General features: G+C 56.7%; 24 protein-coding genes and 1 pseudogene. 10 read left to right on the forward strand and 15 right to left on the reverse strand.

Going from position 1 to position 23,732, the window contains the following annotated elements; translation table 11 throughout:
- Positions 1-20: 20 nt before the first annotated feature.
- From ACR0DA_RS03060 to ACR0DA_RS03070, 3 genes are all read left to right on the forward strand, one after another.
- Complete coding sequence (locus ACR0DA_RS03060) at positions 21-785, forward strand: DUF3299 domain-containing protein (RefSeq protein ID WP_170357374.1); 765 nt, start codon at positions 21-23, stop codon at positions 783-785.
- Positions 782-1,960 (forward strand): carbohydrate porin, encoded by a 1,179-nt coding sequence (locus ACR0DA_RS03065; protein ID WP_480752913.1) that lies wholly within the window; start codon positions 782-784, stop codon positions 1,958-1,960. Before ACR0DA_RS03060 ends, ACR0DA_RS03065 begins: the two co-directional genes overlap by 4 nt.
- A gap of 114 nt (positions 1,961-2,074) precedes the next feature.
- Positions 2,075-2,455 (forward strand): hypothetical protein, encoded by a 381-nt coding sequence (locus ACR0DA_RS03070; protein WP_170337130.1) that lies wholly within the window; start codon positions 2,075-2,077, stop codon positions 2,453-2,455.
- A gap of 745 nt (positions 2,456-3,200) precedes the next feature.
- On the opposite strand, the gene ACR0DA_RS03075 is transcribed toward ACR0DA_RS03070, so the two are convergent.
- Positions 3,201-3,575 carry a helix-turn-helix domain-containing protein gene (locus ACR0DA_RS03075; protein WP_254429037.1) on the reverse strand — a complete coding sequence of 125 codons (375 nt, stop codon included), beginning with the start codon at positions 3,573-3,575 and terminating at the stop codon, positions 3,201-3,203.
- 1,448 nt (positions 3,576-5,023) lie between these two features.
- Here ACR0DA_RS03075 and ACR0DA_RS03080 point away from each other — a divergent pair.
- The 3 genes from ACR0DA_RS03080 (at position 5,024) to ACR0DA_RS03090 (ending at position 6,173) form a co-directional block, all read left to right on the forward strand.
- Positions 5,024-5,161, forward strand: coding sequence for a hypothetical protein (locus ACR0DA_RS03080; protein WP_170343549.1), 138 nt, complete (start codon positions 5,024-5,026; stop codon positions 5,159-5,161).
- Positions 5,161-5,850, forward strand: a complete 690-nt coding sequence (locus ACR0DA_RS03085; protein WP_170357376.1) for a hypothetical protein — start codon at positions 5,161-5,163, stop codon at positions 5,848-5,850. The genes ACR0DA_RS03080 and ACR0DA_RS03085 overlap by 1 nt, the downstream gene beginning before the upstream one ends.
- A 74-nt stretch (positions 5,851-5,924) precedes the next feature.
- Complete coding sequence (locus ACR0DA_RS03090; RefSeq protein WP_170357377.1) at positions 5,925-6,173, forward strand: ParB N-terminal domain-containing protein; 249 nt, start codon at positions 5,925-5,927, stop codon at positions 6,171-6,173.
- Here the strand turns inward: ACR0DA_RS03090 and ACR0DA_RS03095 are convergent.
- Both ACR0DA_RS03095 and ACR0DA_RS03100 read right to left on the reverse strand, forming a co-directional pair.
- The gene (locus tag ACR0DA_RS03095) at positions 6,165-7,172 is read right to left on the reverse strand and encodes a fatty acid desaturase (RefSeq protein WP_170357378.1); all 1,008 of its coding nucleotides are present in this window, start codon (positions 7,170-7,172) and stop codon (positions 6,165-6,167) included. The two genes, ACR0DA_RS03090 and ACR0DA_RS03095, sit on opposite strands and share 9 nt — an antisense overlap.
- Before the next feature lie 72 nt (positions 7,173-7,244).
- On the reverse strand, positions 7,245-7,451 hold the full coding sequence (locus ACR0DA_RS03100; protein WP_170357379.1) for a cold-shock protein: 207 nt from the start codon (positions 7,449-7,451) through the stop codon (positions 7,245-7,247).
- A 239-nt stretch (positions 7,452-7,690) separates the two neighbouring features.
- Between ACR0DA_RS03100 and ACR0DA_RS03105 the strand changes: the two are divergent.
- Positions 7,691-7,831, forward strand: a pseudogene (locus tag ACR0DA_RS03105) (IS3 family transposase); the annotation flags it as partial.
- Between the two features lie 68 nt (positions 7,832-7,899).
- Here the strand turns inward: ACR0DA_RS03105 and ACR0DA_RS03110 are convergent.
- A complete protein-coding gene (locus tag ACR0DA_RS03110; protein ID WP_480632826.1) occupies positions 7,900-9,243 on the reverse strand; it encodes a metal-dependent hydrolase family protein in 1,344 nt (447 codons plus the stop codon).
- Positions 9,244-9,767: 524 nt separating this feature from the next.
- Between ACR0DA_RS03110 and ACR0DA_RS03115 the strand changes: the two genes are divergently transcribed.
- Positions 9,768-10,805: an AraC family transcriptional regulator gene (locus ACR0DA_RS03115; protein WP_480752916.1), complete on the forward strand. Its 1,038-nt coding sequence runs from the start codon at positions 9,768-9,770 to the stop codon at positions 10,803-10,805.
- Between the two features lie 189 nt (positions 10,806-10,994).
- Here ACR0DA_RS03115 and ACR0DA_RS03120 read toward each other — a convergent pair whose 3' ends face one another.
- The 7 genes from ACR0DA_RS03120 to ACR0DA_RS03150 form a co-directional block, all read right to left on the reverse strand.
- Entirely contained in the window at positions 10,995-11,270 is a 276-nt protein-coding gene (locus ACR0DA_RS03120; RefSeq protein WP_170343544.1) for a glycine zipper domain-containing protein, read from the reverse strand.
- Positions 11,271-11,555: 285 nt separating this feature from the next.
- Positions 11,556-12,854 (reverse strand): carbohydrate porin, encoded by a 1,299-nt coding sequence (locus tag ACR0DA_RS03125; RefSeq protein ID WP_480752918.1) that lies wholly within the window; start codon positions 12,852-12,854, stop codon positions 11,556-11,558.
- The gene (locus tag ACR0DA_RS03130; protein ID WP_480752920.1) at positions 12,851-13,216 is read right to left on the reverse strand and encodes a DoxX family protein; all 366 of its coding nucleotides are present in this window, start codon (positions 13,214-13,216) and stop codon (positions 12,851-12,853) included. Before ACR0DA_RS03130 ends, ACR0DA_RS03125 begins: the two co-directional genes overlap by 4 nt.
- A gap of 78 nt (positions 13,217-13,294) precedes the next feature.
- Entirely contained in the window at positions 13,295-13,696 is a 402-nt protein-coding gene (locus ACR0DA_RS03135) for a hypothetical protein (RefSeq protein ID WP_170364433.1), read from the reverse strand.
- A gap of 68 nt (positions 13,697-13,764) precedes the next feature.
- Positions 13,765-15,444 carry an amidohydrolase family protein gene (locus tag ACR0DA_RS03140; RefSeq protein ID WP_480752922.1) on the reverse strand — a complete coding sequence of 560 codons (1,680 nt, stop codon included), beginning with the start codon at positions 15,442-15,444 and terminating at the stop codon, positions 13,765-13,767.
- A gap of 74 nt (positions 15,445-15,518) precedes the next feature.
- Entirely contained in the window at positions 15,519-16,904 is a 1,386-nt protein-coding gene (locus ACR0DA_RS03145; RefSeq protein WP_480752923.1) for a metal-dependent hydrolase family protein, read from the reverse strand.
- Between the two features lie 51 nt (positions 16,905-16,955).
- On the reverse strand, positions 16,956-18,473 hold the full coding sequence (locus tag ACR0DA_RS03150) for a metal-dependent hydrolase family protein (RefSeq protein WP_170343540.1): 1,518 nt from the start codon (positions 18,471-18,473) through the stop codon (positions 16,956-16,958).
- 185 nt (positions 18,474-18,658) lie between these two features.
- On the opposite strand from ACR0DA_RS03150, the gene ACR0DA_RS03155 reads away from it, so the two are divergent.
- The gene (locus ACR0DA_RS03155) at positions 18,659-19,708 is read left to right on the forward strand and encodes a helix-turn-helix domain-containing protein (protein WP_480752924.1); all 1,050 of its coding nucleotides are present in this window, start codon (positions 18,659-18,661) and stop codon (positions 19,706-19,708) included.
- A 127-nt stretch (positions 19,709-19,835) separates the two neighbouring features.
- Positions 19,836-19,970, forward strand: a complete 135-nt coding sequence (locus tag ACR0DA_RS03160; protein WP_261392068.1) for a hypothetical protein — start codon at positions 19,836-19,838, stop codon at positions 19,968-19,970.
- A gap of 93 nt (positions 19,971-20,063) precedes the next feature.
- On the opposite strand, the gene ACR0DA_RS03165 is transcribed toward ACR0DA_RS03160, so the two are convergent.
- From ACR0DA_RS03165 to ACR0DA_RS03180, 4 genes are read right to left on the reverse strand one after another with little or no spacing between them, the layout of a single operon-like run.
- On the reverse strand, positions 20,064-20,822 hold the full coding sequence (locus ACR0DA_RS03165) for an SDR family NAD(P)-dependent oxidoreductase (protein WP_170343551.1): 759 nt from the start codon (positions 20,820-20,822) through the stop codon (positions 20,064-20,066).
- Between the two features lie 18 nt (positions 20,823-20,840).
- Complete coding sequence (locus ACR0DA_RS03170) at positions 20,841-21,662, reverse strand: ABC transporter permease (RefSeq protein WP_093962200.1); 822 nt, start codon at positions 21,660-21,662, stop codon at positions 20,841-20,843.
- Positions 21,663-21,669: 7 nt separating this feature from the next.
- Complete coding sequence (locus ACR0DA_RS03175; protein WP_093962199.1) at positions 21,670-22,521, reverse strand: ABC transporter permease; 852 nt, start codon at positions 22,519-22,521, stop codon at positions 21,670-21,672.
- Between the two features lie 38 nt (positions 22,522-22,559).
- Positions 22,560-23,723 (reverse strand): ABC transporter substrate-binding protein, encoded by a 1,164-nt coding sequence (locus ACR0DA_RS03180; protein WP_170368212.1) that lies wholly within the window; start codon positions 23,721-23,723, stop codon positions 22,560-22,562.
- Positions 23,724-23,732 lie beyond the last annotated feature (9 nt).

Genomic DNA, 23,732 nt, shown 5'->3' on the forward strand with positions numbered 1-23,732 from the left:
AAGGCAGCCGGAGAGCATTCATGCGAAATTGGTTTTGCTCCGCAGTATTCGCAGGGTTGGTTTTGTGCGGTTATGATGCTGCGGCGACGCCTGGAACCGCGTTGGACTGGGCAGACCTGCTAGATCCGTCTGCGCAGGTCTTTGATGACCCCTATCGTGATCTCAGCCCTGAACAGTTCGACGATGTTCTTTTCGTTGTGCGTATACGCGGCAGGTTGCAGCAGGAGGTTGGCAGCGCCGAAGAACGGCAGAAATGGCAATTGCATTTAGCAGAGACCGAAGACGCCTTGGTGTCAGACGGAATTGACGTCGACTGGTTACTCGATCAGCGCGAGGTTGTGACTGAACGTCGAAGAAAGGCTGGAACGAGCGGAAACCCGCAATTCGACGGCCGAACAATCACACTCGCGGGCTTTGCCATTCCTGCTCCGAGCGATCCGGACGGCCGGCCTGTGGCGTATTTGGTGCCAGAAAGAGGGATGTGCAGCCACATGCCTCCACCTCCGCCTAACCAGATGATCCGTGTGCGGTTGAACGGGGACTGGGCGCCTAGCTATTTCCACGAACCCGTTCGGCTGACAGGCACGCTGACTATCGATCCTTCCGTTCATAATATGATGGTTGTGGATGGCCTCATGCCTATGAATGCGACTTTCCAGCTAGAGGCGGAACGTGTCGAAACTCTGGAAACCGAGGCAGACAGGTTGGAATGGAAGCAGCGTGCTGCTGATCGCATCCGCGCGGCAGGAAATCGCAAGACCGGTGGGGCACAGGCGTCAAAATGATAAGACTTCTGGTTGCCGCATTGAGCCTTGCATTTGCTGGCGCAGCGTCGGCTCAGGGACTATCCGGGCCATCTTCAGTCGAAGCCGATCTTGCGCCCGGAGACGGGCTCACCGATCCGCAATATCGTTCCGATTTTCCACGCAACATCGCACCGGGTTGGTTTCAGTGGAAAGACCGACTGGCTGAGGGTGGTTTTCGGTTCAACATTGACTACCTGGCATTGGGCCAAACCACGGATGCTGATCTGGGAACCGGCGAAGCAGCCAGCGGAATTGCGCGGTTCTACGGCAGTTGGCAGGCAACTGAACGGGGGTCTCTGACATTCAAGATCGAAGACAGGCACAGTTATACTGACGTTGCTCCGCAATTTCTCGGGCTGGATGGCGGAGCCCTTTCAATCACGGGAACAGCCTTCAATGAAAACGGTTTGCTTCTGACCAATTTGTTCTGGACCCAAAGGGCTGAGAATGGGTCGTGGGCGCTGCAAGTCGGCCAGATTGATGTAACGGACTTTGTGGATATCTACGGGTTGGTAAGCCCCTACAGTGGTTTTCAAAACCTGTCTTTCAATACCAACCCGACAATCAACACGCCCAACCAAGGCCTTGGTATTGCCGGTGGGGTAAAGCTGAGCGAGAACCTCTACGCCGTTGCCAGCGTATCAGACGCAAACGCCGACCCGTCCGATCCAAACTTTGATGTGTTTAGCGACGGCAATCTCTTCAAGTCGCTCGAACTTGGGTACACGTCCGGCTTTGATCGCATCTACTTCGACAATATCCATCTGACCCTCTGGCATGCGGATGCGGCTGACGATGGTAGCCGTCCAGAAGATTACGGCGCAGCGTTTTCCGCCGCATGGTTTGTTGACAATAAATGGATGCCGTTCTTCCGTGCAGGGGCCTCGAAGGGAACCGCAGCGCTTTATGAACGGTCGATTTCTGCCGGTCTCGGTTACTATGGTCGCAACACCGATTTGGCCGGTCTGGGCCTAAACTGGGCCGAAGCAAGAGGCATAGATGGCGATCAGTTCACGTTTGAAGCTTTCTACCGCTTTTCAATCTCACCCGGACTGCAGATCACGCCATCGGTACAATTCATTTCCGACCCGCTTCTAAATCCCGATCAGGACCGGATTACCCTGTTCGGTCTAAGAACCCGGATCGTTTTCTAATGCGGGGTGAAGGCAGTCACTAAGGGGTGTGCCAAAGGGCAACTAAGAGAGATCAAGCGCGTGCCGGAATTTTCAACGCCGGTCGAATGAAGTTGGGAAGCAAAGGAACAATCTATGAAGATTGCATACGGAATTCTTGCGGCCTTAGCAGTTGTGTTTTTCATCCTTGGAGGCAGCGATGCCCATGCCAAAGACAACAAGGGTAAAAAGCCGAACAAGGGGGGCAAGAACGGTGATGTCAGCATTCAGATAGAAGACAAACCCGGCAAAGGCCCAAAAGCTGTACCACCTGGACAGATCAAGCGCTACACGCGCGGTGCCAAGCTCCCATCTGACCTGGAGTTCGAGGATATTGGGGACCTTTCCAAATGGAAGCTTGGGGAGCCGGGCAAAGGAAACCGCTACATTCTGGTCGATGACGAAGTCCTCGAAGTTACGAATGACCTGTCTACCGTGGTCGATGCCGTCGGCATCGTCGGTGATCTTCTAAATTAGGCGAAAGTACGATGTTTCAGGGCAAGAACTACCTCGTTTGCCCTGACGCTGGCCAGGGCGATCATTTGTGAACCCCGGCCCAAGTTCAAAACCCGGATCCGAGGCGCTACGATGATAAAGGCCCTTCTTGTTCTTTTTGCGCTTGCTACCTTTTCGTCAAAACGCGCCCTACTCGCTCAGGAAAACGGTGCAACTGAAGTCCCGCAAACAATACGCTTTGAGGGCTATGTATAGCCCAGTCGCGAAGCAGAACTGTCGCCTTTGGTGGACAATGTGGTCAACCGGACTTTGCAAAGTCTGCTTTCTGCGCATCGCTGACCTTAAAGCGCGTTGAAGCATTTTGTATTTTGGGCTCCCTGCAGCCATCCGAACCGAGCCCGCCGAGCGACCGCTTCTGGCAGCGAATGTCAAGGTTTCCTGCTATCCCGATGACAGGGCTGAAGTTTCTGAGCGGTTCCAATGGCTGCTTTTGAGCCGTCATCCAAGCTTGAGCCGCTGCGCCGCCGCAAGGCGGCTACGAGCCCACTTTGACCGATGCTGCGCGATCCCCCAATTACAGCAATGCGCAGGATAGGGACCATTGCATAGTTTGAGGACGGCCCAAACCTGCCGTTGGTCGCGCTTCAGGGTTTCTGCAGTCGCAGCCCGCATTGCGGACATTCGCTGCGAGTGCCTGTTAGGGAATTCGGCAAACCCGACGAAGCTACCGTTCGTATCGCCTAATCCAAGGTCCGCAATCTTGGCTTCAGGCTATCCCTGTCGCCACGTGTCGGTCGTGGCTCCATTGTCGGGGTGACTGGCCATACATCCGTTTGAACTCGCGGCTGAACTGGGAGAAGCTTTGGTAACCCACATCCCAGGCGGCCTCCGAAACGGTCTTTCCCTCGGCGATTTTCATCGCGGCTTTGTTCAGCCGCATCGATTTCACGAACTGGATCGGCGACATTGTCGTGGCTTCCTTGAAACGCCGATGGAAGACCGCGCGGCTCATGCCCACCCGATCGGCCAAATCGTCGATGGTGACCTGCTTGTTCAGGTGGTTTGCAAGATAGGCGATGGTGCGCGCGATTTCGTTGCCGACGCCAAAGGCACGTCTTGCGGCGGTGCCGGCCTCGCCCATGAGCACCGCGTAGCACAGTTCGCGCAACCGCCCGCACACGAGCCTCGACGGGCTCACCCCGCGGGAGTATCACCAATGGTCAGAAGAGGACCAAACCCTGAACAGAGCTAACCAATAAAAGCGGACTCCAAGGGGAGCAGGTCAGACCAATTCAGATGGGGAGGCTCACAGGCCCGATAAGGGCAACGCGAGACAAAGTTGGTATTCGCTGTTGGTCCAGCTCCAAATCTTTACAACGTCAGACCGGTGCCAGTTAATTTCTTTCGGAGGCTTGTTTGGCAACTTGGTCACCTGCAGTTTCAAATACTACCAGCCCTAGCGGTGCTGCCACGGCGACGAAGGAAAGTTCCTTGACTCTATCGCTGCCACGAACCACAAAAGTGTATTGGTGAAAGTATCTCGTCGCCGCGATGCTGCCGGTTACGATAAACCAATGGCCTTCAGACTAACTGTAGCATGTGCCCCAGCATAGGAACGGGTTTCGCTGGGGTCTTCGCTATGAGCTCGTTCCTCGCAAGCATTTGCAACTGTCACCGGACATGCACCTGTCATCGCGTGACCAAGGAAAGAAGGCGCCGCATGAACAGCACTTGGCACATGAATTGCGTGTTTGATGCCCGATAGATCAGGTCTCTGGCTCCGTTTGGATCAGTCACTCATTGGGTTTACGCGCTGCATACTTTGTTTGATCTCGACACTTTTGGTGTCGCTCTCAGGAACGCAGCTTGCTGCCCAAGTCGCAGGCAATGCCAGTGCAACGGTTTGTGACGAAGGTTTCGAAAACAGAAACGGATCCTGCCAAAGTCCAGACGTACCCCAAAACGCATATTTAACGGGTAGCTCCTATGGCCGCGGGTGGGAATGCAATCACGGTTTTCAGAATGTCGGAGAACTCTGTGAGAAAATAAGAGTTCCTGAAAATGCCTACCTGGCATCAACCGGAGATCAGTGGACGTGCAATCGGCTGTTCCAGCGTGCCGGAGAAGAGTGTGAAGAAGTGATTTCGCCCCAAAATGGGTACGTCGAAACTCGGTTTGGCGTGCAGGAAATACACTGCAACTGGGGATTTCGTAAAGAAAACCAGGATTGTGTTGCAATAGATGTCCCAAAAAACGGTCGTCTGAGCGACAAAAGAAGCTCGGATGGATGGGTGTGCCTCAGAGGTTACAGGGCGGCGGAGAGCAGCTGTGAACCAGTGGCAATTCCACAGGATGCATATCTCGCCCCTGAGACTTTTTCCGGATGGAAATGCGAACGTGGTTTTCGCGCAAACCGGAACAGGTGCGATAAGATTCAAGTTCCTTCCAACGCTCATTTGAACCGAAGAGGTGACGGTTGGGAATGTAATCGTCCATTCACAAGACAGAACGATACGTGCACGGAAAATGTGCCATAACAATGCGTTGGTGGAAACCTATGCCGCATGAGAAATCAGGAAGGACAAAGCCGTGAACAATGACTCGATTGATGAAAACCTGGGCAAAAGCATCAAGGCTGAAAAGGCGCGTCGCCGGTCCAATAGGATAAAGATATCTATTGCATCGGCGGTGTTTGTCGCAGCGATAGTTGTAGTGGTGTTTCTCTGATGCGCAAAAATACCCCTCAAATTACCCTTTCCGGTTCAAAGATGTCAGCTCGAGGTCTGGAACAACGAGCATTTCAGGACCGCAGTGTTCGTAAGTCGCGGAACGCTGACGTATCAGGAGTGATTGAGGAAGAGTTTGGAAAGTACTTGATCAAGGCCGGCGTTCTGAGCGGCGATAGTGTTGCACGGGCGTTTCCCAAACCGCCGGCAAAAACGCAGACAATGATTGCCGATGCAGTTGGAGAAACACCAGCATTGGCTATAGAAGCCTTGAAAGAAATTCTCGAAGAACGAGACAGGAAGCGTAGCGGTCAACGCCGTTTTGAGGGAAACTCCGGAACCCTCGTTCCCAGTGAAAGAGAATATGCCGAGGCATTGCGCCAGATCAGGCTCACCCCTGCGCAGGTCAGGTTGCTGAAAGCACTTACCATCGCGGGCAAGGACGGTCTGACCATTGGTAACTTGTCTCAGGCGGCCGGCTACAAATCGCGCGAAGCCTCTATCAAGGTCTTCAAGAAAATCGGGCTATTGATTGCGGAATATCTGGAGCTGGATCTTCCCGAAGCCGGATCGGCACAGAATGATGGAGCCGCACAGGTTCTGGCATTTTCTCACATCGAAAGTGACGACGAGCCCGCAACTTGGATTATGCATCAGGAACTGCGCGACGCTGTTCGTTCGGTTCTATGACGCACGTTCCAGCCCCCGCTTTTGAAGTGAGCTCTAAATCGGAACACATGCACGAAAGGTTGGTCACGTAGCTTATGTTGGAGAAACGACCATATCCGCTCGACCTGATTTATGTACCTGTGAAACGGGCAAAAACGCTTGATCAACAAAAAGTTCTGACGCTGGCCGAAGATATCCTGAAGAACGGCCAGAAGACCCCGATCCAGATACGCGCGGACAACAAGAGGTTCGTGCTGATCGAAGGCCTTCACCGACTGGAGGCCATTCGCGCCCTAGGCGGTGACACTGTGGAGGCATATCTGGTGCGCGCCAGACTACACTGAGTAGTTATTGGCGTTCGACAAAGCCTCGGAAAATGTCAGCAGGCGCTGGCTTTTTTCGTCCCAAAGATGCAATCGTGCACAGTGAAGGCTCTCATATAGAGTAATACGTTGGCAATTTTCCAACTCGGAATGGTCCCGCAAAACTTCGTTTAGCCGATAAAACGGTATGCGGCTGGCAAGGTGGTGAACATGGTGAACGCCAATATTTGCAGAGAACCAAAGCAGGATGCCTGGTAAGGCATAATGAGAACTTCCATGGAATGCGGCGTCCTGAAGGTTCCACTCTTCTTCCCGTTCCCATGTCGTGTGTTCAAACTGGTGTTGAATATAGAAAAGCCAAATACCAATCGAGGCGGCGACGATCATGGTTGGCAGGAATACATAAACCAGCACATCCAGGCCTCCGGTCCAAAAAATCAGGGCCAGGACCACCGCAATCGCGGCGTTTGTTCCCATTGCGCTTGCCCAATACAGCCAGCCTGACCGCATGAAACCAAAGGGTAAGCGATTTTGCAGAAAGAACGTGTAGACAGGCACGATACAGAACAGGAAGAAGGGGTTCCGGATTAACCTGTAAGCGGCACGACCGGCCCGCTTGCGCTTCAGGTATTCCTCTACAGTCAACGTAGGGATATCGCCCATCCCGCGCCGATCGAGGTTGCCGGTTGAGGCGTGGTGAATCGCGTGGCTTTGCCGCCAGACGTCATAAGGTGTGAGGGCGAGAACACCCAAGACCCGGCCTGTCCAATTGCAAACGGTACGGTTTTTAAAAAATGATCCGTGACCACAATCATGCATGATGATGAAGAGACGCACCAGAAATGCAGCGTTAAGGATTGCCAGTGGAATAGCGACCCAGACACCAAGGGAAAGCGCAAACCACGCTGCGCCCCATAGTGCGAAAAAAGGGATAACAGTAATTGTCAGTTCAAAAACACTACGCTTGTTATCGGGTACGCGGTATTGAACGAGCGCCCGGGTCAATTCCTGCTTTTGCAACTGACTTTTTCTCCAACGGCTCTTGGGAACCCTCTGAACAAACGGGCACCCCAGAAGGATGCCCGTAGCAGGCTATGCGAGTGCCAGGTTGGAAGCGCTTTCGCGTCCGTCACGGCCAGCTTCGACGTCGAAGGTAACCTTCTGGCCGTCCTTCAATTCGCTAATGCCGGAACGCTCAAGTGCGGAAATATGCACGAACACGTCGCGCTTCCCATCTTCAGGCTCGATAAAGCCAAAACCTTTGGTTGAGTTGAACCATTTTACTGTGCCATTTGCCATGGTGGAAGTCTCCTAATGCTTGTCGCCCGCATCATTGCAGCGACTCGGCGTGGTCGGTCTGAATCGAGGGACTGAACGCCGAATTGAGGAGACAGCAGGTCGAAAAAGAAAAACGTAAGCCACGTATATATGGACTTTGGATACGCACGATACAAGCCCTGATGCTTTGGCTAACAACAGAGGCTTTGAGACTGCCGGGCTCGAAACTGTTCAAACGAACCGAACCACCTCTGACCGCCGATGCCGTCGAATGGGAAACCCTGAAATGGGTCGACTGGTTCAACAACCGCCGCCTGCTGCAGACCATCGGAAACATCCCGCCAGCAGAAGCCGAGGAGAAGTTCTATGAACAGCGTAACGAGTTCGATAAAGTCGCCTGAAACGGAGTAATCAGCCTCCGGAAAACCCGGGGCGGTTCAAGTGTCTATCTTGACCCTCGGCAAATCTCTCAGGCCAGATTGTTCTTGTGCGCTTTGCCGTTCTTCATAATCACATCGAAATTGTCCGCAGAGGCCATGACCGTAAGGTCGGCAATCGGGTCTCCGTCCACGAGCAGAATATCTGCGTAGGCTCCGGGTTGGATGACACCGACTGGACCAGCCTGGTAGGGATTACGCGGGCCGGTCAAGTCCCAAAGCTGACCATTCAGACCTGTTGCCTGCCGCAAAATCTCGGCGTTGCTGAACCATGGCGTCCTGAGCTGCAATTCCTCCAACTGCGTTGCTTTCGTTTGCCTCGATCCGACAAAGTCTGTTCCGAGTGCAATCTTAGCGCCGGACTCTCGCGCTAATCGAAGCATGGCGTCGAGACCATCAAACGCCATCTTTTGGCGTTCTGCCTGGGCGGGCGTGAACCCTGCCGGAATGTCTGCTGCAAAAAAGCCAACCTGGGTTGAAAGCCAGACCCCTTTTTCCACGGCCAACTCCATCGACTCAGGCGTCATGAGGTTGCAGTGTTCAATACATTGGTAACCTGCCTCAATGGCGGCCCGAACCGATGTGTCCATGTATGCGTGCGAGGTCGCGTAAGTGTTCCAACGTTTGGCCTCCTCTACTGCCGCTTCGAGTTCTGCCGGCGAATACTCGTTGATATCCAATGGGTCGTAGAGGCCAGTCACGGCGCCGCCTGAAAAGACTTTGATGAAGTGCGCACCCTGCCGGAACTGCTCGCGTGCAGCCGCCAGAACTTCAGGTACCCCGTCTGCGAAAAGTGTGATCCCAAGTCGCTCCGCTTCTGTGAACGGCGGCCCGCCGAAAGCTCTCGGACGCACAGAACGCGGTCGAAGGTCGCCATGACCGGCGGTCATTGAGATCGCAGCGTTTGACGCCTGAATACGCGGGCCGGGGTGGAGGCCCTCGTCTATGGCGCGCGCCAAACCGAGAATGCCGCCACCAGTATCACGGACACTGGTAAAGCCACGCATCAGGGTGGCTTCACTTTCACTCAATGCCAATGCAGCAATGTAATCTGGACGTGCTGTCAGGAAACCAGCTGGGTCCTGGTTCCACTGCAGGTGCACATGCATGTCGAGGAGCCCCGGCATCAAGGTCCGTCCATCTCCATCGATGCGCGGTACCTCTGGCGCGGCATCAACAGCGGGCGAGACATCCTTGATCAATTCCCCTTCGACAAGAACGTTCGTGAGTTCGGTCAACTCATCGGACATCCCGTCATAAACACGCACGTTCGTGAAGAGCGTTGCATCTGGAGCTTGAGCTCGGGCTCGCGCCGGCACCAGCGCCAGCGCAGCGGTCGATGCAAGGCTGGACAAAAATACGCGTTTGGAGATCATAACTTAACCCTCAAGATGGCGAAGAAGTTAATGAAGGCTACCTCAGGCTCGCCTGTAAAACCATCTGGTAAACCTGATGAAGAGGGTGACGTAAGGTATAGATTTTTTAGGGCGTAAAACTGAAGGTAATCCCACGTAGCAAGAACACCGGCTTTGGGTTCAAAGCAGCCATGCGGCGCTGAGGCGGGCCGCGTGACCACCTTGGTGGAGCCTCCTGACGCCTCCGGCCCAGAGCGGACTTTTAAGTAGCGCGCCGAGAATGGCGGCTTCGAAAGCCACAGCGAACAAGCAAGCTGCCCAACCCGGACGATGTGCGCCGCTACTCGGTGTGTCACACCGCACGGATCTCGAGTTACTCGCGACCGACGTCGCGCCTACCTTGGTGGCGAGTGTGTGAAAGGCACTGCGGGTATTGAACGAAACGGGCGTTGCGTTGTTCGAACGTTGGCTTTGGCAACTGGCAAGAAGGTCAGACGGGCCTTAACGTGGCGCAACACGTCAGACACCGAGACTACGGACCAGAAATGAAATCCGAGATTCCAAAACACAGCGCAATCTGGGGACAGATCATTGTCGGTGAGTTGAAGAAAACAGGCCTTTCCGAGCGGGATATCCGAAAGGAGTTCGGGATAACCAGATCTCAACTCGAAGACCCGGATGCTCGCTGGTCCTTCGACAAGACTGCCTGGTTGTTTGAAAAGGCGAGCGCTTTGACCAGGGACGACCTTGTCGGATACCGCCTGGCACAGTCGCCGGACCTGGTCAGGAAGGCCGGGTTGCTCGCCTATGTCGGCGTTTCGGCACCTACCGTTGGCGGTTACCTTCGAAACATCACCCGTTTTCAGCGCGTGATCGGTGACGCGAGCAAGACGGCCATGGAAGAAGGCCCGGAAACCACCCGGCTGACCTGGCACTACGATGTGCCAGCAAGCATTCCGACCGGGCAATATGCCGAGTTTGGAGCCGTTGGCACGGTCTTCGCCCTGCGGGACTACTCCAATCGGCAAATCCGTCCGACGCATGTTCGGTTCGCGCATCAGCGGCTGACCGGCACCGAGGCCCTCGACAGGTTCTTTGGCTGCAATGTCCTGTTTGGTGCCGCGGAGAACAGCATTGCCTTCAAGGCGCCTGATATGGATGTGCCGCTGTTGACGGCCGACGACAACTTGCAGCGGACGCTTTCGGTCATTTGCGAGAACACGCTGGCTCGGATGCCGCAGACACCCAACAGTGTGGCCCGGGTTGTTGAGAGGCAGATCACGGCGCGTCTTGCAGCCGGCACGGCCCAGCAGGACGCAATTGCGGCGGAACTTGGGATGAGCGCCCGAACGCTGGCCCGCCGACTGACCGACGAGGGCACGAGCTTCGCAGCGGTCGTCGCCAATCTGCGAAAGGCTCTGGCCCGGGACTATCTGCTCAACAGCACGCTTCCGCTCACCGAGATCGCCTATCTTCTCGGATATAGCGACGCCAGTACCTTCAGCACGGCATTCCGAAGATGGTACGGACAGCCCCCCAGCGACTTCAGGGAGCAGCCAGCAACAGAAGCGCCCCTGGCATAGGGCGAACGATCTGAGTAGAGGCCGGACTGCTCGGATCATAGGCCCGCACTTTCACGTTTCTCCGTCTTCCTGAACCACCCTGACGCAACAAACCCGGCAGGCATGAGGCCTAACGGGTTTGAAGCAGATGCCGGATCTCTCCAGCGTCGGTTGGAAGGGGTAAACCGTTCCGGTTGTCTCGTTGCGGGATCAGCGCTTGTGCTTGTTGCCACCCTTCTTGCGATCGTCCTTGCGATCTTGACGATCCCGGTCTTCGGCGATCTTGCCACCGAGCGCACCGGCGGCTGCGCCGAGGGCCAGGCCGTCCTTGGCGTCGCCGCCGGTGATTTCGGTCAGCACGGCGCCGGCCACAGCGCCCTTGAGGGCTTTCTCACCGATGTCACCGGCATTGGCGGCCATCGGGGCAGCGAGGGCGAGTGAGGCGGCAAGGGCGGCGAATACGGTGTTCTTGAGGGTGTTTGTCATCGGTTCCAACCTTTCTGACGGTGGCGACCTCCGTGGCCGCCTTCTGTGGAAAGATCTAAGCGAACCGCCATGCCCCCGCTTGAGAGCATCCGACAGCTTCATTGGAATGGCTGACATTGCAGAGCAACAAGCCAAATTCGACGGTTGTTCTGCCGTCAAGACTTTCGCCTGACGCAATGCCAATCATCCAAGGGGTCGCCTCCTTGGCCGCGATGGCTGCATGGGCCGTTCCGGCGCAGGCACGACACTCCCAACCAGACGGCATTCTATCCGCCGCTACTCAGGTCAAAGATTGATCCGCAGCCTCAAGCCGAAAACGGTCGTGTCCTGATCGTTGAAGCCCGGGTTGATCATGTGCTGGACGTCCGCCGTCAGGGCGACATTGTCCGACAGGTCCAACCGATAGAAGGCCTCCATTGTGGTCTGGGTGTCGAGCGTTTCATCTACCGGGTCCGCAACGGTCGCGCCAAACCCAAAGAGGTCGTCATAGAGGCCCGGCCGCCATAGAAGTCCAGCGTTGGCTGCGCGTCGGGCGATCGGCGCCTCACCCTCCGACCAGCCGAGGCGTCCGTAGATCATGAATTCCTCGTTGATCGTGTGGTTGGCAGACAGGATCGCCCCGTAGCTCTCCGGCACGCCTGCCTCGGTGCGTTCATCGACGTGAAATACCCCGAGGTGAACGTTGGTTAGAAAGCGCTTCGAGCGTTCGGGCGTCCATCCGATCTCGGCGTATTTGTAGAACTCGGGGCCACCGGGAAACCACTCGACATCGGTCAGCGAGCCGTTTGCATCCGACAGGACACCGAGGGCATAGATCTGGTCGGTCAGGAAACCGCCCCCCGCAATGCCGAAGCCGGGATCGGGGATCGGCAGGACCGGGCTGAACAGGATCGAGAAATTGGAGAAAGTCGTGCGTGGGTTCACGTAGCCGAGGATGTCCGAGTAGTCTCCCGGATCGATCCGGCCGGCCACGAAACCGGCCTTCCCGCCAGCGAGCGTCTGGGACCAGTAGGCGACGGAGAGGGTCGTGTCGGTGTCACTGAATGTCGTTGCGGTGACGCCCGCATAGCCGATTTCCCCGGCAAGCCCGCTTGGCGCGATGTCCGTGCCGAGCAGATGGCGGTTCTCCAATGTGAAGACCAATTGCCCGGGATTTTCGCCGCCGCGATTGAGCAGCGTCCACTGGCCCAGAATGCGCGCCTGGCCCAAGGCGGCCTCGTCGATATCGGTCAGGCTCTCGGTCGCGGACTGGTAATAGGCCTGGTAGTCGAAGGAGAGGTTCAGGCCGGTGCGTTCGGCAAGGCGTTGCCGCGATGCCTCCAAGGGGTCCAATGCCGCATCCAGCCCCGGCCAGCGAGAGTCCTGCAACCGCCGCACTCGGTCTTGTTCCAGTTGGGCCTGCGTGGATGCCGGGCCACCGAGCGAGACCGCTGCGGCGGCCTCCAGGGCGGACGTTGGCCGGCTTTCCTGCGCCAAGGCTCCGGTTGATAACCAGAAGCCAGCGACGATGACCGTACCGAGAAGCCTTGCCTGTCCCATATGAGGTCTCTCTTGTTGCTCTTGATTCTTCTTCGGCCCGCTCATGCAAGTATCGCCAGTACGACATCCCGGCCCGTCCAGAGGACGAAGGCCGAAAGCGTAGCCGTGATCATGGCAGGCACACCGTCTTTCCAAGTGTCCCAGATCAGATGACAACCGATTGCGCCAAGCGACGTGCCCAGAAGGGCAGCGGCCCCGAGCGGCCCGAGCAAGCTGCCTTGAAACCAGATCGCCACCGCCCCGAAAAGCTCGACACCACCGACAAGCGCCATGATCTGACGGTTCAGCCCGGATTTGACGAACATCGCCAGTTGCGTTTCGAAGATGAGCTTCTGCCAGCCAAGGATCTTGATCGAACTGGCGAAGAGAAAGAAGGCGGACAGCAGGCCAATGGCAACTATTTGCATAATACGACTCCGCCGACACACACAGGGCTGAAGTTCATTTGATGTTCCCTTCTGGATCGTCCCGAGTGTGCAGTCCGGTTACTTGAGATCGTCCTGCGCCTTGATCTCCGGCACACGGGCGAGGGCTTCGGCCATGTCGGCGCTGCTCATCAACTCGATCATCTGGTAATCCTCCAGCAACCCGTCACCGAGACGGCTGACATAGAAGGCCTGGATGAAGGTGGGGTCGTCCGGCAGGGCGACGGTGATGTAGTTCTTCCCGTTCCCAAGCCCCCAATAGTAGCTCAAAAGCTCGCCGCCGAGCGCCTCGATCCCACCCTTCACCGAGGCCGCGCGGTCCCCGGGATTGGCGATCTGCATCTCCCAGGCGGCGCTGTTGGATGCGCCGATAAACAGGAAGGTGCGCATGTCTTTTGTGTCCTGCGCCGCTGCAACTGTCGCAGAGACGCAAAGGGCTGTCGAAAGAAGGATCCTGTTCATCTTGCCACCCGGAATTGCTTCGATGTTGTGGTCAGTACAGCATGGCTGCCCTGACCGTTCTTGTGGGTTCAATGCCCCGGAGCTCCGGGAATGGAGTGTTCCAGCTCGGCAGGGCGGAGCGGGAACTCGGAATGCTCATCCTCTGGCGTTTCGATGTCGGCGTGCCAGGTGAATTCCTTGTCCCCGAGGTCCAGATCGATCTCGCCCCCTTCGATGACCGGGTAACGGATCGGCTGCCCGGGCCGCAGGTCGATATTAGCGACACCGTCGGCGATAATGACCTGCCCGCTCACCAGAACGTAGGGGATTCCCTTGGTGAAGGAGCCGTTCATGCCCTTCTTCATCGATGATGTTTCGGTGATCGTGTCGGGGTCGAAGATCGTGATATCCGCGATCATGCCTTCCTGCATCCGGCCGCGTTCCTGCATCGCCTTCAGGCCCACCTTGGAAAAGTACTTCGCGGGAATGTAGGAGGCGTTGTTCACCATCTCCATCAGCGCGATGCCCTGTTCACGGGCCTCGCGGAACACGATGCCATAGGTGCCGGCATTGCGCGGGTGCCCCCCGTACTCCGTGAAATCGGCCTCGATCGGCAGCGGTTCGCCATCGACGGTGAAGCCGACGATGTCGTTGGCGATCGCAATATCCTTCATGTGGATCCAGCGCTCCAGGTCTGCTTCGGGGCGGACTGTGATGAAAATCGGCTTGCTCGGATCCTCCTTCTGCTGCCGGAAGAACTCCTCGTCGGACTCGTAGAGTTCGCCGGTGCTGGTATCGAAGATATCGCGGGTCGGAACGATATTGTTCGCCTCGATCTTGTCCGGCAGCAGTTGCGGTGTCGCGATGTTCGGATTGCCGGTGATGGCCGGGTAGTATTCCGCGAAGATGGTCATTCCGCGCATTTGCAGGCGGCGCGCAAGCTCGTAGATTTCTTCCCACCCCTGGTTCTGGATGTGGGAAAGGATCAGGGCCCCGTCGAGCGCAACGGCGTTTGCGATCACCTCGTTTGCGCCCAGGGAATAGTAGAGCGGCAGGCTCTCGGTCGGACCGAAACGGGTATGGGCGCCAAAGAAGCGGTCATACTTCTTCGCCATTTTCTGAAGCGCGAAAATCTCCTTCGGATAGGTGTTGTATCCCATGTATCCCACCGTCGTGTTGACGGTGATCGCCCCGGCGCGAAGACCCTTTTCATACATGGTCATGACTTCGACGAGCTGATCCGCAGTCGGAATATCCAGCGCCCAGCTGGCATGTCCGTCTTCTTCCTCGGCTGCACCGCGTGACTTGAGGATGTAGGTCGGATCGGATGCCAGCTCGACTGAAACCCCATCCATCACGACACGCCGGATCTCCTCGTGCCCCATCCCGGAACCGAAGTTGAGAAAGGAATTGCCCTCGTACTTGTCGTAGAACAGGTCGGCATCCGCCACGCCGCTCTCGGTATCGAGGATCGTCGTCGTGCCATCATGGGCCATCATCTTCTGATCGAAGCCGCCAAAGGAATGCGAATGGGTGTTGATGAATCCCGGCGCGACTACATGCCCGGAAACGTCGATCTCGCGCTTGCCCGTCAAGGCATCTTCGGTGATCGCGCTGATCCTGTCGCCGGTCACGCAGACATTGCGCACGGCATCAAGATTGGTTTCCGGGTCCATGACACGGCCGTTGAGAAGCGCGACGTCGCACTCCTGAGCAACCGCCATCGAACTGCAGAGGGCCATGAGAGTGGCAAGAGTGAGGTGTTTCACGGTCAGTCCTTCCGGGATGATTGCGTCGGGCAAAAAAACGCGGGGCGGACGAGGGAGACCGCCCCGCGCTCTCCTCAGTCCAGCGTGTTCTTGTAGATCACGCCGTCCTTCATGATGACCTTCAGGTTGGGATCAGGATCGGCCAGAAGAAGGATGTCTTCGAGCGGGTTGCCATCGACCAGCAGGAGATCCGCGTAAGCGCCTTCCGCGACCACGCCGAGCGGGCCGTCTTGATACGGATTGTTCAAGCCCGTAAGCCGGTTCATGCGGGCGCCGTTCGATGTGGCCATGCGCAGAATGTCGAAGGGTTTGAACTTGGCCTCGTGCAGGTATTTGAACTCGTCGTTCATCTTCTTGTCCTGCTCAAGCGTCTGGTCCCAGTTGTTGATGAGATCGGTGCCCAGAGTGTAGAGGTCGATCATGCCCGGTGTCGTCTGGATCACCTCGATCATGTTGGCGGCGGCGTCACGGACACTCTTCCATTTGGCGAACGAGGCTGGCGTGTAGAAGGCTTCCGCCTGTTCGGTCGTCACCGAGTAGACCGGGGCTACCGCCGTCGCGAACATGATCTGCTTTTCGACCATGATCTCGGCGGCCTCCTTGGTCAGGAACGGGATGTGCTCAACGGTCTTTGCACCGTTGTCGATACAGTTGCGGATCGCCTGCTCGGTGAACACGTGGCAGGTGACGTAGGTGCCCCATTGCTCGGCGGTCTTGACCGCCATCTGGATCTCGTCCGCCTGGTACTGAAGCGAATGCAGCGGGTCGAACTCGGACGTGACCCCACCGCTGACCATGACCTTGATCTGGGTTGCCCCGCGCCGCAGGTTCTCGCGCACCGCCATGCGGATCTGCTCCGGGCCATCCGCGATGAAGCTCATGTCCGTGTCGACCCAATGCGATGGGCCTTGCCCCGACAGGGTTGGATGCCGGTCGTTCAGCTTGCGGAAATCGGCATGGCCCGATGTCTGCGTGATGAAGGCCTCCGAGGAATAGATCCTCGGACCGGGGAACATACCGGTATCGATGATCCGCGCGATGGACTTTGCCGGTCCGCCGAGGTCACGAACCGTCGTGAACCCGTTCATCAGGATGCGCTCGGACCGGATCGTTGCAACGCCACCAAGATGGAAGGGCGTGATGTTCTGGCGCAACCCGTCACTGAGCGGGTTGAACACCAGCAAATGCACGTGCTGGTCATGCATCCCCGGCATGAGCGTGCGCCCGCCGCCGTCAATCATGGTTGCGTTGGGCGCTTCGATCCCGTCCGTCGAAATTTCCTTGATCAGGTTGCCTTCGACCAGAACGCTGGCGTTTTCGATCCGCGCCTCGTTCACGCCGTCAAAAACATGGACATTGGTGAACAGGGTCTGCGGCAGCGCTTCGTCCTGCGCAGAGGACATGCCGGCAGCGAGCGACACCACGCCCGCCAGTAATGTGGACTTGAAAAGATGCTTCATAAGTTTGCCCTTCCGCAATGTTGACGGCGGGGCCAGCGCCCCGCCGAAAGTTCAGTTCAACGTGTTCTTGTAGAACTTGCCGTCCTTCATGATGACGCGAATGCTCGGCACGTCCTGCCCGCGTGGCTCGGCATCGAACCATGTATCGACAGCGCCGATGGCAGTGATGTCTTCGAGCGGGTTTCCGTCAACGATGAGGATATCGGCATAGGCACCTTCCTCGATCACGCCGAGCTTGCCTTCGGGATAGGGGTTTCCGCGTCCCGTCAGTGCGGCCAGTTCGCCGCCATTCGAGGTCATCATCTGCAAGGCCCAGAGGTTGCCGAACTCACGCGCCATGAAAGCCTTGGTGAAGTCCATCGACTGCCGGTACGGCACACCGGTCAGCAGCACGTAGTCGGAATCGAACACCATCTTCGGCTTGTACTTCCGCACCAGATCAAACAACTGCTCGCTGTTTTTCCGCAACCAGAGGAACTTCGCCGTCGGCGGGAAGGTCGGGTCCTGGTGCATCGGATGCTCAAGCGCCTCGGGCGCCAACGCGGTCAGGTTGGGCGAGAAGAACGCTTCCTTCTCTACCAGCTTCTGCATCGTCGGTTCCGTTATGGTCAGGCCGTGATCCACCACTTTGACCCCGAGATCGAGCGCGCGCGACAGGTCGCTATCCATGAAGACATGCATGGCGACATAGGAATCCATGTCCCCGGCCACCTCGACGGCAGCGGCGATTTCTTCGTCTGTAAAGGCGGACTGGTAGATCGGGTCCTTGATGGAGGTCACACCACCACTGACCATGATCTTGAGGTAGTTGGCCCCAAGCGCAAAGTTCCGCCGCGCGCCGTGGAGCACTTCGGCAGGGCCGTCGACAAGCCGCGTGATCTCCAGCCGTTCAAGATTGCTTTCGTTCTTGCGTTGCCCGGCGATCCCCCAGTCGCCATGACCACCGGTCTGGCTGAGGCAGGCGCCGGACGAGTATATCCGCGGGCCCGGAAGCGAACCCTCGTCGATTACCGCACGAAGTCCACCATGTGCACCGCACATGTCGCGCACGGTTGTGAAGCCCATCGCCAGCATTTCCTGCGCAAAGGCCGCAGAACGTGCGCCGATCTCCTCCCATGTCGTGTCCTGAAGGCCCGGGATCGTGCCATCCTTGTACATATTCACATGCACATGGCTGTCGATCAGTCCCGGCATCAAGGTGCGTCCGCCGCCGTCGATCACATTGACCTCGACCTCTTTGGTCTCAATACCGCGTTCGGTCTGGATGGTGAAAGAATAGCCGTCGATACCGCCAACAGGATCGGGCAGGCGCTTGCTTCCGCCCGTTCGAACTTCGACTTCCCACGTGCCGGATTCGGGAATGTCCTCTGCAATCTTGTGAATCTTGTTCTTGACGACGAGCACGTCGACATCTTTCAAGCCGTCATTCACCCCGTCGAAGACCATCACGTTCTTGAACAGCGTGACCTCCGAGGGAATGTTGGGGATATCCTGCGCAATGGCAGGCGTCGTGAGCGCAATTGCCATTGACATGGCCGGCAGCAACGCCTTCAGGTTGAGTGTTGTCATTCGGTGTCCTCCCAGGGGTCGGTCTTCCTGCGGACCGATCCTCCCACTATGCACATGTGCCCCGAGATTCTTTTGACCCGCTGATCCCGTGGTGCATTTTTCTGACCCGATCCGGTCAATTTCAGCCAATTTCTGCTTGGCCGTCAGGCGCCCGCGCCCGTAGCGTGTCGGAGAGCGAAAGGGTGATGTGGATGCCGCAAGGAGAACAAAAGGACGGTTTGTCCCTCGTACGTGCTACGGTCCTCGGCCCCGTCGTAGCGATGATGCGGCGGCTCGATGCGGATCCGGCCTTTGCGCTCGGGCTGCATGGATTGAGCGAGGAACAGGTCCTGAACCCGGCCGAGTTCATCCCGCATGACACGGTCTATGCGGCGCTGGCCTCCATCGCCGACATCACCCGGCCGGATATCTGCGCCTTGGCGGGACAACAGACAGACCTGTTGAAGTTCCTGCCGCGTGGGGCGCTCCTCGGCCAGTCGGTGACCCTTGGCGATTTCTTCACCCGGTTCACCCAGATCGTCTCGAAGGAAAGCAACGCGGTGTCCTTCCGGCTCCTGATCGAGGAGGAACACGCCTACTTCACCACCAGTCGCAATTTCGAACCCGAGGTGTCGCCGGGCCATTCGGACGCCTTTCTCGTCGGGATCTGGATCTACCTGCTGCACCGTGTTCTCGATTTCCGATGGGATCCAACCCAGGTTGTTCTGCGCCTCTGCGATCCGACCCTGCTGCCGGAGCAGTTTCATGGCGTGCGGGGCATCAAGTGCAACAACAGGGGATTCTCCATCCGCTTTCCGGCGGCCTGGCTGTCGCTTCCAATCAACCCCGAACTCCTCGTGAACCACGACAATGATATCGAAGAACCGGTTCAGGTCGATGTGCCCCTGGACTACCTCGAAGGCTTCGAAATTCTCGTGCGATCAAGGCTGTCCGATCCGGCGCTGACGGTGAGCGAGGCCGCCCGGATGTGCAGCATCACCACCAAGGTGCTGAACAAGCGCTTGTCCTCCTACGGAACAACGGCGTCCAAGGTGATCAACCGGCTGCGGATGGAAAAGGCCTCCGAACTGCTCACCACATCTGATCATTCGATCAAGGAGATCGCCCAATTGGTCGGCTTGTCCGAAACATCGGCACTCACCCGAGCCTTCACGCGGAACTTCGGCATATCCCCGAAAGATTGGCGCAATAAGGAGGCACAAGAGGCCCAAATTGCCGGAGCGCCTGCAGATTAGCCTGACCCCGCTGCGACTTCTCGACTACCGCAATCTCTTGGAACCTCGGTCGCCAATGGTAATGCCGAAGAGATGCATGAACCGGCGAGCCCTTCGCGGGGAGCAATCGATGGGAAAGGAGACCTCCATGCTATCCGCAGCGAACTCCCGCTTGCCGCCCAACGTGCTGATCAAGCATGACCGCTTTGGGCTGATTGCCTCCATCGTTCTCGGCAATGGGAGCGGCGGATTTGTCCGCAATGCAGTCATTGAGCGTAGGTGAGCGAACGTCTGCCTCGAGCCCAAAGCGGACTGAAATGTGCTCGCCAAAATGAATTGCGGCGATAGACATTCTCTTGAGCGGTCTAACCCATCACTAAATGCATTCACCGCCATCGATAACCAGGGCTTGCCCCGTCATAAAAGCGGATTCATCTGAAGCTAAATAGACAATCCCATGGCCAATCTCTTCAACTGTCGCCCATCGACTCATGGGGATCGCCTGCTCGATGTAGCTTTCCAGTTTGGCACGGCCTCCCATCTGCTTTTCGAAGCCTGCATTGAAAGGGGTGTCTACAAATCCTGGACATAGGGCATTGAAACGGATTGCATGGACAGCGTAGTCGGCTGCCATCTGCCGAACCATCGCAACAGCAGCGTGCTTTGTAGTCGCATAGGCGATCATACCCCGGTCATATTGAACCCCAGAATTGGAGGCCGTGACGATCACGCTGCCTCCACCTTGTGATTTCATATGGGCGACGGCTGCACGCGCGGCAATGAAGTGAGCGCGGACATTCAATGCCCAAGAAGCATCCATTCCATCTGGTTCCACTTCTTCCAGCGTTCCTTCGATCTGCAACCCAGCGTGAGAGTGCAACACGTCAAGCCGACCGAAGTTTTTAACTGCTTCGTCTATGGTTCTGGTAAGGGCATCGTCATCGGTCACATCAAGCTGTATGGCAGATGCTTGATTTCCCTGCGCTACGATCGCGGCCACAGTGGCTTCAGCAAGTGTTGCATCGCGATCGGTTACCACAACATGCGCACCCTCTTGTGCCATTGCCATTGAACCCGCCCGACCAATTCCTGATCCCGCGCCCGTCACGAGCGCGACCTTACCTGCAAGCCGCATGTCACTTGGCTCCTTTATTTAATTATTCGATTTTGAGGCGCCTCGGCGCAAAAGCAGCTGCGCTGCTACGAGCAACAAGAGCGACGCGCCCATAACCATAGTGCCGATGGCATTGATCTCGGGTGTTACGCCGCGCCGGATGGATGAGAATATGTAGATTGGCAGGGTTGTTTCTGAGCCAGCTACGAAGAACGCGATGATGAAATCATCAAATGAGAAAGTGAAGCTGAGCAGGAAGCCTGCCAAAATTGCCGGTGCTATCAACGGCAGGGTCACCTGTCGAAAGGTGCCCCAGGGCGTCGCAAAGAGGTCAGCCGAAGCTTCCATGAGCGCGCGGTCCATACCCGATAGCCTTGCACGTACGATGATTATGACCAGCGCCATTGTGAACATGGTGTGGGCGGCGACAAGCGTGGGCATCCCCATGGAAAGTTGCGGGGGATTTGCTCCATCGGGCCATAGGCTTGCAAGAAGCGGGTTTAGCCAGCCGAATACGGTGACCAGGGCAATGAGTGTCGCGATGCCGATGACGATACCGGGTATCATTATCGCAATATAAATCATCGCATCAAACAAAGTTCGGAGCCATCCCTTAACCCCTTGTAAAGCGATGGCCGCCATGGTTCCGAGAGTGGATGCGAGGCAAGCAGTTATTAATGCCGCAAGCAGACTGGTCTCGAGCGCGTCCATTACAAATGGGTTGTTCAGCGCTCTACCATACCATTGGGTCGAGAACCCCATGAACTGGCTTGCGTGTCGTCCGGCATTAAAGCTGAAAAGCGCGATGATGCCGATTGGAATATAGAGAAAAAGGTAGACGCAAATCGCGTATAAGCGCATCGGACCCTCACATCAGCGAGACATCTTCGCGCTGGCCACCCAGGCGCGAGATGAATTTCATGTAAATTGAGACAGTGACAAGCATTACGACAACCAGAGTCATTGCGACCGCCGATCCGTACGCCCAGTTCCGAGACTGCAGGAACAGGTCCACCAGCGCATTTCCGACGAAAAAGACCTTTCCGCCGCCCAAGATCGCTGGGATCAGAAACTCGCCCATCAGCAAGATGAAGACCAGCATGCAGCCAGTTGCGATACCAGGTACCGACAAAGGAAGTGTCACCTGACGGAACGTACGCCATGGGGTAGAGCCGAGATCAGCCGATGCTTCCAGAAGGCGTTTATCCAGTTTGTCTAAGCTTACAAAAATCGGGAAAACCATCAGAGGTAGATACCCATAGACAATCCCGACAAGCACAGCGAACGGCGTATTTATCAGGCGGATATCATCGATGCCGATCGACTCCAGTAAAGCGGGCAAGCCACGCCCCCCAAGGATGAAAATCCAAGCGTATGACCGGATCAGGATCGATGTCCAGAACGGCACGATCACTAGGATCAACAGCGAAGTTCTCCACTTTGGTGAACAACGCACTGCAAGAAAGTAGGCGAGCGGGTAGGCAATTACCAACGCAGCGATAGTCCCCAGAGGTGCAAGGATCAAAGTGTTCTTAAACGCCGTCCATCGCGCAGGAAGGTTGGCATATTGTTCCAACGTGAACGCTGGAACGTAGCCTCCGGCGGCACCCCGTTCGCCAAAGGAAAAGACGAAGACGACCAGCAGAGGAAGGGCTAGCATTACCAAAAGCCATATTCCTGCTGGAGCCAGCAACAGTGCTTTTCTGCCTCGTTCGGTCATTTTGTCCTCGTCTTTTCCGATATTGGCGGCCTTGCCGCTTAGGCCGACTTGAAGCGGGCGAGCAACTCGGCACGGTTTGGATCGGTTAGTGTAGCCGCCGCGCCGAACTCGAGTGCATTCAGAAGGTCAGCTGCCGGATAAAGGATCGGATCTTCCAGTAGTTCCTTCGGCAGCAACGCATTGGTGCGAGCATCAGCCGATGGATAGCCGTGGGCGAGGACTTCTTTCGCATTAACTTCCGGGTTCAGCAGGAAGTCGATCAAGGCATAAGCGGCATCCATATGGGGTGCGCCCTTAGGAATAGCGTAGTAGTCGGACCAGAGTTCACCGCCCTCAGTTCCCAGAACGTAGGCGATTTCAGGGATGTCGACATTCATCTGCTTGCCGTCACCTGTCCAGCACATCGTCATCCAGGCGTCACCGTTACGCATCGGTGGCTGATAATCCGACGAGATTGCAAACAGATGCGGTTTGGCATCCAGTAACAATTTCTCGGCATCCGCCAGTTCCTTCTCATCGACCGAGTTGAAGGAGTAGCCGAAGTATTTCAGGGCATTACCGATGGTGGTGAGTTGGTAATCATGCACCATTGTCCGGCCTGAGTAACCTTCCATAGTAAGGTCCCAGAACTCTTTCCATGTGGTTGGAGTCGGAGCGCCGTCAAGCTTGCTGGTGTTCACTGCAAAGCCAGTCGTGCCCCAGTTTTTTGGGACCGCGTAAAGCTGGCCATCGACAGAACCGGCATCGGAAAAGCGCTGTTCGAATGAACCTGCGTCGTAGTTTGGCAGTTTGGACGTATCGAGCGGGATGATCAGATCTTCACCCACATACGTAGTGATCGTGTAGTTGGTTGGAACGAAAACGTCCCAGCCAGACCCTCCAGCCTGTAGTTTTGCCAACATCTCTTCATTCGAGCCAAAAACATTGACCTGAACATGGGCGCCAGTGGCTTCCGTGAAGGCTTCGAAGTTCATCTCGTCATGGTAGTTCGGCCATGTGGCGAGGATCACTCGGTCGCCAATGTCCCCGGCAGCAAATGCCGGGCGTGGACGCAACCCAGGAATGGCCGTGCCCAGAACGGCCGTTGCCATCCCAAGACCTGTCACGCCTAAGAAATGTCGCCGTGTAACCGAACCCTTTTGGTACCGGCGAAGCTCTTCCATGAACTTTTGCTTGGAAATAGTCCCATTATCCTTGGTCATTGTGAACCT

This window comes from Ruegeria sp. CI8, from assembly GCF_056536865.1.